Annotated in this window: 22 protein-coding genes; all 22 read right to left on the bottom strand. The window is 43.6% G+C overall.

Going from position 1 to position 11,530, the window contains the following annotated elements; translation table 11 throughout:
* Positions 1 to 50: 50 nt before the first annotated feature.
* The 22 genes from secY to rpsJ are packed head-to-tail and all read right to left on the bottom strand — an operon-like array spanning position 51 to position 10,506.
* Positions 51 to 1,343, bottom strand: coding sequence for a preprotein translocase subunit SecY (gene secY, locus BLV00_RS20355; protein ID WP_093046749.1), 1,293 nt, complete (start codon positions 1,341 to 1,343; stop codon positions 51 to 53).
* Positions 1,343 to 1,783 carry a 50S ribosomal protein L15 gene (rplO, locus tag BLV00_RS20350; protein ID WP_093046748.1) on the bottom strand — a complete coding sequence of 147 codons (441 nt, stop codon included), beginning with the start codon at positions 1,781 to 1,783 and terminating at the stop codon, positions 1,343 to 1,345. The genes secY and rplO overlap by 1 nt, the downstream gene beginning before the upstream one ends.
* A gap of 27 nt (positions 1,784 to 1,810) precedes the next feature.
* Entirely contained in the window at positions 1,811 to 1,996 is a 186-nt protein-coding gene (gene rpmD, locus BLV00_RS20345) for a 50S ribosomal protein L30 (protein ID WP_028781730.1), read from the bottom strand.
* Between the two features lie 13 nt (positions 1,997 to 2,009).
* Positions 2,010 to 2,513: a 30S ribosomal protein S5 gene (gene rpsE, locus BLV00_RS20340; RefSeq protein WP_093046747.1), complete on the bottom strand. Its 504-nt coding sequence runs from the start codon at positions 2,511 to 2,513 to the stop codon at positions 2,010 to 2,012.
* Between the two features lie 20 nt (positions 2,514 to 2,533).
* Positions 2,534 to 2,896 (bottom strand): 50S ribosomal protein L18, encoded by a 363-nt coding sequence (gene rplR, locus BLV00_RS20335; protein WP_093046746.1) that lies wholly within the window; start codon positions 2,894 to 2,896, stop codon positions 2,534 to 2,536.
* 32 nt (positions 2,897 to 2,928) lie between these two features.
* On the bottom strand, positions 2,929 to 3,465 hold the full coding sequence (gene rplF, locus BLV00_RS20330; RefSeq protein WP_093046745.1) for a 50S ribosomal protein L6: 537 nt from the start codon (positions 3,463 to 3,465) through the stop codon (positions 2,929 to 2,931).
* Between the two features lie 30 nt (positions 3,466 to 3,495).
* The gene (rpsH, locus tag BLV00_RS20325; RefSeq protein ID WP_028781726.1) at positions 3,496 to 3,894 is read right to left on the bottom strand and encodes a 30S ribosomal protein S8; all 399 of its coding nucleotides are present in this window, start codon (positions 3,892 to 3,894) and stop codon (positions 3,496 to 3,498) included.
* A 30-nt stretch (positions 3,895 to 3,924) separates the two neighbouring features.
* Entirely contained in the window at positions 3,925 to 4,110 is a 186-nt protein-coding gene (locus BLV00_RS20320) for a type Z 30S ribosomal protein S14 (RefSeq protein ID WP_082411863.1), read from the bottom strand.
* Between the two features lie 24 nt (positions 4,111 to 4,134).
* Positions 4,135 to 4,674 carry a 50S ribosomal protein L5 gene (rplE, locus tag BLV00_RS20315; protein ID WP_028781725.1) on the bottom strand — a complete coding sequence of 180 codons (540 nt, stop codon included), beginning with the start codon at positions 4,672 to 4,674 and terminating at the stop codon, positions 4,135 to 4,137.
* 25 nt (positions 4,675 to 4,699) lie between these two features.
* On the bottom strand, positions 4,700 to 5,011 hold the full coding sequence (gene rplX / locus BLV00_RS20310; protein ID WP_028781724.1) for a 50S ribosomal protein L24: 312 nt from the start codon (positions 5,009 to 5,011) through the stop codon (positions 4,700 to 4,702).
* Positions 5,012 to 5,046: 35 nt separating this feature from the next.
* Positions 5,047 to 5,415, bottom strand: a complete 369-nt coding sequence (gene rplN / locus BLV00_RS20305; protein ID WP_028781723.1) for a 50S ribosomal protein L14 — start codon at positions 5,413 to 5,415, stop codon at positions 5,047 to 5,049.
* 43 nt (positions 5,416 to 5,458) lie between these two features.
* Positions 5,459 to 5,722 carry a 30S ribosomal protein S17 gene (gene rpsQ / locus BLV00_RS20300; protein WP_062438298.1) on the bottom strand — a complete coding sequence of 88 codons (264 nt, stop codon included), beginning with the start codon at positions 5,720 to 5,722 and terminating at the stop codon, positions 5,459 to 5,461.
* Between the two features lie 24 nt (positions 5,723 to 5,746).
* On the bottom strand, positions 5,747 to 5,947 hold the full coding sequence (gene rpmC, locus BLV00_RS20295) for a 50S ribosomal protein L29 (protein WP_093046744.1): 201 nt from the start codon (positions 5,945 to 5,947) through the stop codon (positions 5,747 to 5,749).
* Positions 5,937 to 6,371: a 50S ribosomal protein L16 gene (gene rplP / locus BLV00_RS20290; RefSeq protein ID WP_028781720.1), complete on the bottom strand. Its 435-nt coding sequence runs from the start codon at positions 6,369 to 6,371 to the stop codon at positions 5,937 to 5,939. Before rplP ends, rpmC begins: the two co-directional genes overlap by 11 nt.
* A gap of 18 nt (positions 6,372 to 6,389) precedes the next feature.
* Positions 6,390 to 7,031: a 30S ribosomal protein S3 gene (gene rpsC, locus BLV00_RS20285; RefSeq protein ID WP_028781719.1), complete on the bottom strand. Its 642-nt coding sequence runs from the start codon at positions 7,029 to 7,031 to the stop codon at positions 6,390 to 6,392.
* 3 nt (positions 7,032 to 7,034) lie between these two features.
* Complete coding sequence (rplV, locus tag BLV00_RS20280; protein ID WP_028781718.1) at positions 7,035 to 7,376, bottom strand: 50S ribosomal protein L22; 342 nt, start codon at positions 7,374 to 7,376, stop codon at positions 7,035 to 7,037.
* Positions 7,377 to 7,395: 19 nt separating this feature from the next.
* On the bottom strand, positions 7,396 to 7,674 hold the full coding sequence (gene rpsS / locus BLV00_RS20275) for a 30S ribosomal protein S19 (RefSeq protein WP_028781717.1): 279 nt from the start codon (positions 7,672 to 7,674) through the stop codon (positions 7,396 to 7,398).
* 57 nt (positions 7,675 to 7,731) lie between these two features.
* A complete protein-coding gene (rplB, locus tag BLV00_RS20270; RefSeq protein ID WP_028781716.1) occupies positions 7,732 to 8,562 on the bottom strand; it encodes a 50S ribosomal protein L2 in 831 nt (276 codons plus the stop codon).
* Positions 8,563 to 8,596: 34 nt separating this feature from the next.
* Positions 8,597 to 8,887: a 50S ribosomal protein L23 gene (rplW, locus tag BLV00_RS20265; RefSeq protein ID WP_028781715.1), complete on the bottom strand. Its 291-nt coding sequence runs from the start codon at positions 8,885 to 8,887 to the stop codon at positions 8,597 to 8,599.
* Positions 8,887 to 9,510, bottom strand: a complete 624-nt coding sequence (gene rplD, locus BLV00_RS20260) for a 50S ribosomal protein L4 (protein WP_093046743.1) — start codon at positions 9,508 to 9,510, stop codon at positions 8,887 to 8,889. Before rplD ends, rplW begins: the two co-directional genes overlap by 1 nt.
* Before the next feature lie 22 nt (positions 9,511 to 9,532).
* Complete coding sequence (gene rplC, locus BLV00_RS20255) at positions 9,533 to 10,165, bottom strand: 50S ribosomal protein L3 (RefSeq protein ID WP_028781713.1); 633 nt, start codon at positions 10,163 to 10,165, stop codon at positions 9,533 to 9,535.
* A gap of 32 nt (positions 10,166 to 10,197) precedes the next feature.
* Positions 10,198 to 10,506 (bottom strand): 30S ribosomal protein S10, encoded by a 309-nt coding sequence (rpsJ, locus tag BLV00_RS20250; RefSeq protein WP_085504873.1) that lies wholly within the window; start codon positions 10,504 to 10,506, stop codon positions 10,198 to 10,200.
* Positions 10,507 to 11,530: the final 1,024 nt, after the last annotated feature.

Raw genomic sequence — 11,530 nt, 5'->3', positions numbered from 1 at the left:
TATTCCCCTCGCTCTCATGTTGATCATCCATATGCAATCACGCAGGATGTTTATTTGATAAAACCTTTATAGTGGCGTTTCACTAATTGACTTTCCAACTGTTTCATCATTTCAAGAGCAACCCCTACAACGATGAGTAAGCTGGTACCGCCAATTTGAATGCTAGGTGGCAGATTTGCCAATGACCCAAGTATGATCGGCAGAATCGAAACGGCAGCAAGGAAAATTGAACCGACGAAAGTAAGACGATACATTACTCGTGTCAAATAAGTTTCTGTGTTTTGTCCTGGTCGGATACCAGGTATATATCCGCCTTGCTTCTTCAAGTTTTCTGCCATTTGTTCAGGGTTAACTTGAACAAATGTATAGAAGTACGTGAAGGCGATGATCAAAGCGACATAAATGACCATACCAGGCCAGTTTTGATAGTTGAAAATATATTCAATCGTACTTGCAACTTCACTTCCTTCAAAGAATCCAGCGATTGTACGTGGAGCGATGATGAAGGAAATTGCAAAGATGACTGGGATTACCCCCGCCGCATTCACTTTAATCGGTAAATGCGTGGAGTGACCACCTACAGGTGAACGATTTACAAGGCGTTTGGCATATTGGACTGGAATTTTACGTAGTGCTTGCTGGATGAAAATGACACCAACAACCACAGCTACGATTACTAGTAGAATGATTGCCAAGATTACGATGTTAATAAACAATTGTTCACCAGGATCAGCGAGATACTTATCATACAACTGATTTACACCTTGCGGAATAGCAGCTACGATACCTGCAAAAATCAAGATGGAAATTCCGTTTCCTACTCCATTTGCAGTGATTTGTTCACCAAGCCACATCAAGAATGCCGTACCGCCGGTCAGTACCAACGCAATAACAAGGAACTTACCTACTCCAGGGTTCTGGATCAACTGTCCCTGCGTCATAGCGTTGAATCCGATCGACATTCCGATCGCTTGAATAAATGCTAGAACGATGGTTCCATATCGAGTGAATTGAGCTAATTTTCGGCGGCCCACTTCCCCTTGCTTCTTCCATTCTGCAAACTTAGGTACTACGTCCATCTGCAGTAACTGCATGATGATGGAAGCAGTAATGTAGGGCATGATTCCCATCGCAAAAATGGAGAAATTTTGTAACGCACCGCCCCCGAATGTATTCAAGAACCCGAAGGCATTCTGTTCATCCATGAAGTTAATAGCGTTTTTATCCGTAAATGGTACAGGAATGAAGGTACCAAAACGGAACACGATCAACATCAATAATGTGAATATGATTTTTTGCCGAATATCACCCACGCGCATAAAATTGGAGATTGTCCGGAACATTAAATCACCTCAGTTTGACCGCCCGCTGCTTCAATTGCTTCTTTAGCTGAAGCAGAGAACTTGTGAGCTTTTACTGTGAGTTTTTTCTCGATTGATCCGTTACCAAGAACCTTGATACCAGCTTTTTCTTTGCTTACTACGCCAGTTTCAAGTAAAAGCTCAGGAGTAACCTCTGTGCCTTCATCAAAGCGATTAAGTGCATCAAGGTTTACGATAGCGAATTCCTTACGGTGGATGTTAGTGAATCCACGTTTAGGAAGACGTTGGAACAATGGCATTTGTCCACCTTCGAACCCTGGACGAGTACCACCGCCGGAACGAGCTTTTTGTCCTTTATGACCACGACCGGAAGTTTTACCATTCCCTGTAGCCATTCCGCGTCCGACACGGTTACGTTCTTTACGAGCACCTTTTGATGGCTTCAATTCATGTAGTTTCATGCGAGCACCTCCTCTTTGCGCTTAATGTTATTCTACTTCTTTAACTGCAACCAAGTGGGATACTTTGTTGACCATTCCACGATTAGACGGAGTGTCTTCTAGTACCACTGATTGACGAATTTTATTCAAGCCAAGTGTTTTGACAGTTAGACGTTGGTCTTCAGGTCTGCCGATCACACTGCGCGTGAGGGTAACTTCCAACTTTTTAGCCATGTTATTTCCCTCCTTATCCTAACAGTTCTTCTACAGACTTTCCACGTAGTTTAGCTACATCTTCAGCACGCTTAAGCTCGTTCAGGCCGCTGATTGTTGCACGGACCATGTTGATTGGTGTATTGGATCCTAGGGATTTAGATAGGATGTCACCTACACCTGCAAGCTCAAGTACGGCACGGACAGGGCCACCAGCGATTACTCCGGTACCTTCTGCAGCTGGTTTCAATAGAATGTTTCCAGCGCCGAATTGTCCATGGATTTCATGTGGAATAGTCGTACCAACGACTGGTACATTGATCAAGTTTTTCTTTGCATCGTCAATCGCCTTTTTGATCGCTTCTGGTACTTCTTGGGCTTTACCAGTACCGAATCCGACGTGACCATTTTTATCTCCTACAACAACCAATGCCGCAAAACGGAAACGACGTCCACCTTTAACTACCTTTGCTACACGGTTGACTGTTACAACGCGTTCTTCTAGATCAAGTTTACTAGGGTCGATGTTTGTACGCATATATGTCCCTCCTTTAACGATTAAAATTCAAGGCCGGCTTCACGAGCGGCTTCTGCTAATGCTTTTACACGTCCATGATACAAGTAACCGCCACGGTCGAATACGATGTTCTTATATCCATTTTCTTGTGCACGTTGTGCAATCAATTCTCCGACTTTCTTAGCAGCTTCCACGTTACCAGTGCTCTCAACTTCGACACCGTTATCGTTCGTAGAAGCACTAGCTACAGTCACCTGGTTCACATCATCGATCAATTGAGCATAGATGTGCTTGTTAGAGCGATATACGTTCAAACGTGGGCGTGCAGCAGTTCCAGAAATGCTGCGACGTACACGAGCATGTCTTTTCTTACGTGTCACATTTTTATCAGGCTTAGTGATCATCAAGGTCACTCCTTTCTGTTGCTTACTTGCCCTTACTTAGCAGTTTTACCTTCTTTACGACGTACATATTCGCCTTCATAACGGATACCTTTACCTTTGTAAGGTTCTGGTGGACGAATCGCACGGATGTTAGCAGCTACAGCTCCAACTAACTCTTTATCGATGCCTTTCACTACCACTTTTGTGTTGGAAGGAACATCGATTTCAATACCATCACGGTGTTCTACTTCTACAGGGTGGGAATAACCAGCATTGATAGTCACTTTGTTACCTTGCTTTGTTGCGCGGTAACCTACCCCGATGATTTCAAGACTTTTTTCGTAACCTTTGGATACTCCTTCAACCATGTTTCCGATCAGGCTGCGAGTTGTTCCATGAAGGGCACGATGTTCTTTACTTTCGCTTGGACGCTCTACTGTAAGAACATTGTCTTCGATTTTGATCGTCATATCCTGGTGGAACGTTTGAGTAAGTTCCCCTTTAGGACCTGTTACAGTAACTGTGTTGTTGTCGTTTTTAACCTCAACACCTTCTGGAAGTTCTAATGATTTTAAACCTACGCGAGACATACCTTTACACCTCCTGTCTTCTCTATAAGATTACCAGATATAGGCAAGCACTTCGCCGCCAATAGCTTGCTCACGTGCTTCTTTATCGGTCAATACACCTTTTGATGTGGAAACGATAGCTACACCTAAACCATTCAATACTTTAGGCAGTTCTTCTGCTTTTGCGTAAACACGCAGTCCTGGTTTACTAATACGTTTTAGTCCAGTGATAACACGTTCGTCGTTTTGTCCGTATTTCAAGAAAATACGTAGCATACCTTGATGATTGTCTTCTACATATTCAAAATCACGCACAAAACCTTCACGCTTAAGGATATCAGCGATTTCCTTCTTCAAGTTTGAAGCCGGAAGTTCTAGCTTCTCATGGCGAACCATGTTGGCATTACGAATACGTGTCAGCATATCTGCAATCGGATCTGTCATTGTCATAACTTGTTACCTCCTTCCCTATCGGGCTCTTTACCAGCTAGCTTTTTTGACGCCAGGAATTTGTCCTTTATATGCAAGTTCACGGAAGCAAATACGGCAAAGTTTGAATTTGCGTAGTACGGAATGAGGACGTCCACAACGCTCACAACGTGTATATTCCTGAACTTTATATTTTTGCGGTCGCTTTTGTTTCGCGATCATTGATTTTTTAGCCACAATTTTCCCTCCTTTGTTAGCTCATTATTTTTGAAACGGCATGCCAAACTGAGCTAAGAGTTCACGCGCTTCTTCATCAGTGTTCGCTGTAGTTACTACAACGATATCCATTCCACGCACTTTGTTGACTTTATCATAATTAATCTCTGGGAAAATCAATTGTTCTTTTACGCCAAGCGTGTAGTTTCCTCGGCCGTCGAATGCTTTCTTAGAGATACCACGGAAGTCACGTACACGTGGCAGGGAAACAGCAATCAACTTTTGCAAGAATTCATACATGCGCTCACCGCGAAGTGTGACTTTCGCGCCGATTGGCATTCCTTCACGAAGGCGGAAGCCAGCGATTGATTTCTTCGCGCGTGTCACCATTGGTTTTTGACCAGTGATAAGTGATAGTTCTTCAACAGCAGTATCCAAAGCTTTCGCATTTTGTACTGCATCACCTACACCCATGTTGACTACGATTTTCTCAACTTTAGGTGTTTGCATGATAGAGTCATAATTGAATTTTTCCATCAAAGATGGCACTACTTCTTCTTGATACTTTTTCTTTAGTTCGTTCATCGTATGGCCCTCCTTTCGTCGCTAATTAGTTACCTAACGTTTCACCAGACTTTTTAGCGATACGAACTTTCTTTCCGTTTTCTTCCTTATATCCAACGCGTGTTGGTTCGCCGGATTTCGGATCGATCGGCATCACATTAGATACATGGATAGGTGCTTCCTGGTTGAGGATTCCACCTTGTGGGTTATCTTGAGAAGGTTTCGCGTGTTTTTTAACCACGTTGATCCCTTCAACTAATACACGTTCATTTTTTGGGTAAGCTTCAAGTACAGAGCCTTGCTTGCCTTTGTCCTTACCGGAAATGACCATTACCTTATCGCCTTTTTTCACATGCATGCTTGACGCACCTCCTTAACAACGCGATTCATTCTTTATAGTACTTCTGGAGCTAGAGATACGATTTTCATGAATTTTTCATCACGTAATTCACGAGCAACTGGACCGAAGATACGAGTTCCGCGTGGTCCTTTATCGTCACGGATGATTACGGCTGCGTTCTCATCAAATCGAATGTAAGAACCATCTTTACGGCGAGCTCCGCTCTTAGAACGTACGATGACTGCTCTTACTACCTCACCTTTTTTAACAACGCCTCCTGGTGTTGCTTGTTTCACCGTAGCAACGATGACGTCACCGATGTTGGCAGTCTTGCGTCCAGAACCACCTAACACTTTGATTGCTTGGATTTCACGAGCACCAGAGTTGTCTGCGACTTTTAAACGACTCTCTTGTTGGATCATATCGTTGTAACCTCCCTTCGGAATCCTTCCGAGCGAACTTTAATTAGATAATTACTGACTCTTCAACGATTTCAACCAAACGGAAACGCTTTGTTGCTGATAGCGGACGAGTTTCCATGATACGTACGATGTCGCCGTTCTTAGCTTGGTTGTTTTCGTCATGTGTTTTGAACTTCTTAGAGTATTTGACACGCTTGCCATAAAGCTTGTGGAATTTATACGTTTCAACCATTACCGTAATGGTTTTATCCATCTTGTCAGATACTACACGACCAGTGTAAACCTTACGATTGTTACGTTCACTCATGTGAGGGTAACCTCCTCTCAACTATTAGTTATTTACGCCTAGCTCTCTTTCGCGAACAACGGTCTTCATTTTCGCAATGGACTTGCGAACTTCACGGATACGCGCTGTGTTCTCAAGTTGACCTGTTGCTAGCTGGAAACGTAGGTTGAAAAGTTCTTCTTTTAAAGATTTAACTTTTTGTTCAATTTCGGCAGTGGTTAATTCTCTGATTTCATTAGCCTTCATTGATTTCACCACCAATTTCTTCACGTTTTACGAATTTAGTTTTGATCGGCAGTTTGTGAGAAGCAAGGCGCAACGCTTCGCGTGCTACTTCTTCTGATACACCTGCGATTTCAAACATGATTTTCCCAGGTTTTACTACTGCAACCCATCCTTCAGGAGCACCTTTACCGGAACCCATGCGGACCTCTAGGGGTTTAGCAGTATAAGGTTTGTCAGGGAAGATTTTGATCCAAACCTTACCGCCACGCTTCATGTAACGAGTCATCGCGATACGCGCTGCCTCGATTTGACGGCTAGTAATCCATGCAGGCTCTACAGCTTGCAAACCATATTCACCGAATGCTACTGAAGTTCCGCCTTTTGCACGGCCTTTCAAACTAGTACGGTGTTGACGACGATACTTTACACGTTTAGGCATTAACATAATGCTTTTCCCCCTTCCTTAGTTGTTGTTTTTAGTTGGAAGGACTTCTCCACGATAGATCCACACTTTAACACCAAGCTTACCGTAAGTGGTGTCTGCTTCTGCAGTTCCGTAATCGATATCTGCACGAAGTGTGTGTAGTGGCACGGTTCCTTCACTATAATGTTCTGCACGAGCGATGTCTGCGCCGCCAAGACGTCCGGATACTTGTGTACGGATACCTTTAGCTCCTGCGCGCATAGCACGTTGGATTGTTTGTTTTTGCGCACGACGGAAAGAAATACGGTTTTCCAATTGACGTGCGATATTTTCAGCAACCAATGTTGCATTCAAGTCAGCTTTTTTAACTTCTACGATGTTGATGTGAACCCGCTTGCCAGTAAGGTTATTCAATGACTTACGAAGTGCTTCGACTTCAGAGCCGCCCTTACCGATAACCATACCAGGCTTAGCAGTGTGGATGGTAATGTTCACACGGTTTGCTGCACGTTCAATTTCGATCGTTGATACTGCAGCATCCTTCAGACGTTGTTCAACATATTCACGAATCTTAATGTCTTCATGTAGTAAGTCTGCATAGTCTTTACCAGCGTACCACTTGGATTCCCAATCGCGGATAACGCCGACACGAAGACCTACCGGATTAACTTTTTGACCCACTGATTATCCCTCCTTCTTTTCTGATACGACAACTGTAATATGGCTTGTGCGTTTGTTGATTTGGCTTGCACGTCCCATTGCGCGTGGGCGGAAACGTTTCATTGTTACACCTTCGTTTACAAACGCCTCAGAAATATATAAGTTTTCTGGATCTAGTTCATAGTTATGCTCTGCGTTAGCGATAGCAGATTTCAATACTTTTTCTACAACCGGAGAAGCGCCACGACGAGTATTATTTAAAATACCGATCGCTTCGCCAACGTTTTTTCCTCGAATCAAATCGATAACAATACGAACTTTACGAGGAGCAATACGAACGGTTTTTGCAACGGCTTTAGCTTGCATGTAGAGTGCCTCCTCTCATTTAGCGTTTTGTTTTCTTATCGTCGCCGGAGTGACCCTTGAACGTACGGGATGGAGCGAATTCGCCAAGCTTATGACCTACCATGTCTTCTGTAACGTAGACTGGTACGTGCTTACGTCCATCATAAACTGCGATTGTGTGTCCGACAAAATTAGGGAAAATAGTAGAACGACGTGACCAAGTTTTAACCACTTGCTTTTTGTCGTCTTCATTCAATTTCTCAACTTTTTTCATTAAATGGTCATCTACGAAAGGTCCCTTTTTTAGGCTGCGACCCATACATAAACCTCCCTTCGTGATTGAGAGACGGGTTTCATTCCCCGTCGATCAACCCCGTTATTTTTTACGTTTACGTACAATATACTTATCTGTAGGTTTGTTACGCTTACGAGTCTTAAGACCAAGCGTTGGTTTACCCCATGGAGACATTGGTGACTTACGTCCGATTGGCGCACGTCCTTCACCACCACCGTGTGGGTGATCACTAGGGTTCATGACAGAACCACGTACTGTAGGGCGCTTGCCTAGGTGACGGGAACGTCCAGCTTTACCAATGTTGATCAGTTCATGCTGCAGGTTACCTACTTGGCCGATAGTCGCACGGCAAGTGCTTAGAACCAAACGAACTTCGCCGGAAGTCAAACGGACAAGTGTGTACTTATCTTCGCGTCCTAGTACTTGAGCCTGCGCACCGGCAGAGCGAGCCATTTGACCGCCGCGTCCTGGTTTAAGCTCAATGTTGTGGATGATCGTACCAACTGGGATGTCTTTCAATTGAAGTGCGTTACCAGCTTTGATGTCAGCACCTTCACCAGACATGATTTCATTACCTACTTGCAATCCTTTAGGAGCAAGAATGTAACGCTTTTCACCATCTACATAGTGGATCAAAGCAATGTTAGCGGAACGGTTTGGATCGTATTCGATTGTAGCAACGCGTCCTGGTATTCCATCTTTGTCACGCTTAAAGTCGATGATACGGTATTGACGCTTATGACCGCCGCCTTGATGACGAACTGTTAATTTACCTTGGTTGTTACGGCCGCCGCGTTTGTGCAACGGTGATAGCAAGGATTTTTCTGGCTTATCGGTTGTGATTTCAGCAAAATCAGAACCAGTCATAAATCTGCGACCATTCGTTGTTGGTCTGTACTTTTTAATCGCCATCGTTTTTTCCCTCCTTCACAAATGAGTTTTTTATTTATACACCTTCAAAGAATTCTAGTTCTTTACTATCTTCAGTCAAAGTGACAACTGCTTTCTTACGGTCAGAACGGTAGCCGCCATATCGACCCATACGCTTGAATTTACCTTTAAGGTTCAACGTGTTGACACGCTCAACTTTCACGTCGAAGATTTCCTCTACGGCATGCTTGATTTGTGTCTTGTTCGCTTTGGTATCTACTTCAAACGTATATTTCTTTTCTCCCATAAGGTCAGCAGAGTGTTCCGTAATGACAGGGCGCTTAATGATATCACGAGCGTCTTTCATTATGCAAGCACCTCCCCTGCTTTGTCAGCTGCTTCCTTCGTCAGGATCAGCTTGTCATGCGCCAACAAATCCAATACATTCAACTGATCGACAGTTACTGTCTTAGCATTAGGAATGTTGTTTGTTGAGCGTGTTACATTTTCATCTTCATCCGCTGTGACGATCAACGCTTTTGTGTTGACATCCAGTGCTTTAAGGACGTTGACTGCTTCTTTAGTCTTTGGAGCATCAAAAGAAAGAGATTCTAACACCACTACGTTTTCTTCATTGATTTTAGAAGAAAGAGCAGAACGAAGCGCTAGACGGCGTACTTTCTTTGGAAGCTTATAGCTGTAGCTGCGTGGTGTAGGACCGAATACAGTTCCACCGCCAACCCATTGCGGGGAACGGATAGACCCTTGACGTGCACGTCCTGTACCTTTTTGACGCCATGGTTTACGGCCTCCGCCACTCACTTCTGAACGATTCTTAACTTTGTGTGTGCCTTGACGCAAAGATGCGCGTTGCATAACTACTGCTTCATGTAGTACGTGTGTATTTGGCTCAATACCGAATACGGCATCGTTCAATTCCACATCGCCTACCTGAGAGCCACCTTGGTTTAATAGTGCTACTTTAGGCATGACTAATCCTCCCTTCCTTTAATTATTTGCTAGCCTTGATTGCACTTGAAATTTTAACGTAAGATTTTTTCGGTCCAGGTACATTACCTTTGATAAGCAACAAGTTGCGATCAACGTCCACTTGTACTACTTCAAGGTTTTGCAATGTCACTTGCTCATTACCCATTTGACCAGGCAGGTTTTTACCCTTGAATACACGCATTGGATCAATTACACCCATTGCCCCTGGACGACGGTGATAACGAGAACCGTGTGTCATTGGTCCGCGGGATTGGTTATGACGCTTGATTGCGCCTTGGAAACCTTTACCCTTGGATGTTCCAGTGACATCAATGATGTCTCCAGCTTCGAAAATATCTACCTTAACCTCTTGACCTACTTCATAATCGTCAAGATTTACATTACGGATTTCACGAACGTAGCGCTTAGGGGTAGTGTTTGCTTTATCAGCATGTCCTTGCCCAGCTTTGTTCACGCGATTCTTCTTTTGATCAGCAAAGCCCAATTGTAGGGATTCATAACCGTCGTTTTCCATCGTCTTCTTTTGAAGAACAACGTTCGGCTCGGCTTGAACCACTGTAACTGGGATCAACTCGCCGTTTTCAGAGAAAACTTGAGTCATGCCGACTTTGCGTCCTAAGATTCCTTTCGCCATCCGTTACACCTCCTATTATTTTGAAAATACTATTATAGTTTGATTTCGATATCTACACCAGATGGTAGATCCAAACGCATTAGTGAATCTACAGTTTGTGGTGTCGGATTAACGATGTCGATTAGACGTTTGTGTGTGCGCATTTCAAATTGCTCACGAGCATCTTTATATTTGTGCACCGCACGCAAAACTGTGTAAATGCTTTTTTCTGTCGGAAGCGGGATTGGACCAGATACATTAGCACCTGAACGCTTCGCAGTGTCCACGATTTTTTCAGCGGATTGATCAAGAATACGATGATCATACGCCTTTAAACGAATACGAATCTTCTCTTTTGCCATTATTTTCCCTCCTTTTCGCCCATTTTTTATAAATAGACTTTCTCCGCGAAAATTCCTCGACTCACCCGCCATGGCAAAGGGGCCGGGTGTGCCAACAACCTTTCACTTCATCGCCTTTTATGACCAACATTATTCATTATATAGAAGAATATTGGCGAATGCAAGCATAAATTCAACGAATCTATGAAGCAACACTTAAAACATTATACAAACTTCTCTTCTTCATTTCAACCCCTCCTGCCAGTATGTTTTAAACTCTCTGGCAGCAATAGTTGGAAAGAAGTATTTGACGAGTTTCTTCTATATAAATATCAAGCAATAAATGACGGCGAGAGAATTCTCTCGCCGTCAATGTCATGATATGCTTATTCAATTATAAAGCCGTAAAGTCGAATACTTAATTTTGAGATGTTTTAGGGTCCGTTGCCTAGTCAGGAGTAAAGGGCGGCTGGGAAACGGCTCGCTTTCCTGTGGGGAAATCGGCAAGCCTCCTCAGTCGTTTCTCTTTACGGGGTCTCGCCAGGATCCTTCTCCCACAGGAGTCTCACCGTTTCCCCTCCACCCTATCCGTTTTTGGATGAACGAACCCTACGTTGTAAGAAGTTATCTTCCACATTCACTGCATAACAAGGCTCAATGATTCAGGAAACAAGCCATCTTTGTAGCTGTTATTATGGTTTAATGATTCTGCCTATCGATTTTTCCCTTTCTCTTATAAACGCAAGGAGGTCCAGGAATTTGCGAGACTACTCGAAAATGCTACGCCTTTCCTTCGTGCGATGTTTATTCAAGGTGCTTTTTCAAGTTCCTATGGGATGAACATGATCGGTGAGATTCCGGAAGGCGAAGCCTGAGGAAGCTCACCACATGTCTCTGGAAAGCGAGTGATTTCCCGGACTTCCAAACGCTCACCACCATAACGGAAACAGTATGTCTCGAAACTGAGTCTTTAAACTAAAGGAAGCTTTAATTGCAAATTCAACACTAAAATGGCAAACCGGTTAGCACATCAAAAGACAAAAAA

Origin of the sequence: Thalassobacillus cyri (assembly GCF_900107755.1) — a bacterium.
In the GTDB taxonomy this organism is placed as follows: Bacteria; Bacillota; Bacilli; order Bacillales; family Halobacillaceae; genus Thalassobacillus; species Thalassobacillus cyri.
This window is presented reverse-complemented; position numbering and strand designations above follow the sequence as displayed.

Coding starts and splice junctions, on each gene's coding strand:
- secY (WP_093046749.1), bottom strand. CDS start 1,343: ATGTTCCGGACAATCTCCAATTTTATGCGCGTGGGTGATATTCGGCAA.
- rplO (WP_093046748.1), bottom strand. CDS start 1,783: ATGAAACTACATGAATTGAAGCCATCAAAAGGTGCTCGTAAAGAACGT.
- rpmD (WP_028781730.1), bottom strand. CDS start 1,996: ATGGCTAAAAAGTTGGAAGTTACCCTCACGCGCAGTGTGATCGGCAGA.
- rpsE (WP_093046747.1), bottom strand. CDS start 2,513: ATGCGTACAAACATCGACCCTAGTAAACTTGATCTAGAAGAACGCGTT.
- rplR (WP_093046746.1), bottom strand. CDS start 2,896: ATGATCACTAAGCCTGATAAAAATGTGACACGTAAGAAAAGACATGCT.
- rplF (WP_093046745.1), bottom strand. CDS start 3,465: ATGTCTCGCGTAGGTTTAAAATCATTAGAACTTCCAGAAGGTGTTGAG.
- rpsH (WP_028781726.1), bottom strand. CDS start 3,894: ATGACAATGACAGATCCGATTGCAGATATGCTGACACGTATTCGTAAT.
- rplE (WP_028781725.1), bottom strand. CDS start 4,674: ATGAACGAACTAAAGAAAAAGTATCAAGAAGAAGTAGTGCCATCTTTG.
- rplX (WP_028781724.1), bottom strand. CDS start 5,011: ATGCATGTGAAAAAAGGCGATAAGGTAATGGTCATTTCCGGTAAGGAC.
- rplN (WP_028781723.1), bottom strand. CDS start 5,415: ATGATCCAACAAGAGAGTCGTTTAAAAGTCGCAGACAACTCTGGTGCT.
- rpsQ (WP_062438298.1), bottom strand. CDS start 5,722: ATGAGTGAACGTAACAATCGTAAGGTTTACACTGGTCGTGTAGTATCT.
- rpmC (WP_093046744.1), bottom strand. CDS start 5,947: ATGAAGGCTAATGAAATCAGAGAATTAACCACTGCCGAAATTGAACAA.
- rplP (WP_028781720.1), bottom strand. CDS start 6,371: ATGTTAATGCCTAAACGTGTAAAGTATCGTCGTCAACACCGTACTAGT.
- rplV (WP_028781718.1), bottom strand. CDS start 7,376: ATGCAAGCTAAAGCCGTTGCAAAAACCGTTCGTATTGCTCCTCGTAAA.
- rpsS (WP_028781717.1), bottom strand. CDS start 7,674: ATGGGTCGCAGCCTAAAAAAGGGACCTTTCGTAGATGACCATTTAATG.
- rplB (WP_028781716.1), bottom strand. CDS start 8,562: ATGGCGATTAAAAAGTACAGACCAACAACGAATGGTCGCAGATTTATG.
- rplW (WP_028781715.1), bottom strand. CDS start 8,887: ATGAAAGACGCTCGTGATATCATTAAGCGCCCTGTCATTACGGAACAC.
- rplD (WP_093046743.1), bottom strand. CDS start 9,510: ATGCCTAAAGTAGCACTATTAAACCAAGGTGGCTCTCAGGTAGGCGAT.
- rplC (WP_028781713.1), bottom strand. CDS start 10,165: ATGGCGAAAGGAATCTTAGGACGCAAAGTCGGCATGACTCAAGTTTTC.
- rpsJ (WP_085504873.1), bottom strand. CDS start 10,506: ATGGCAAAAGAGAAGATTCGTATTCGTTTAAAGGCGTATGATCATCGT.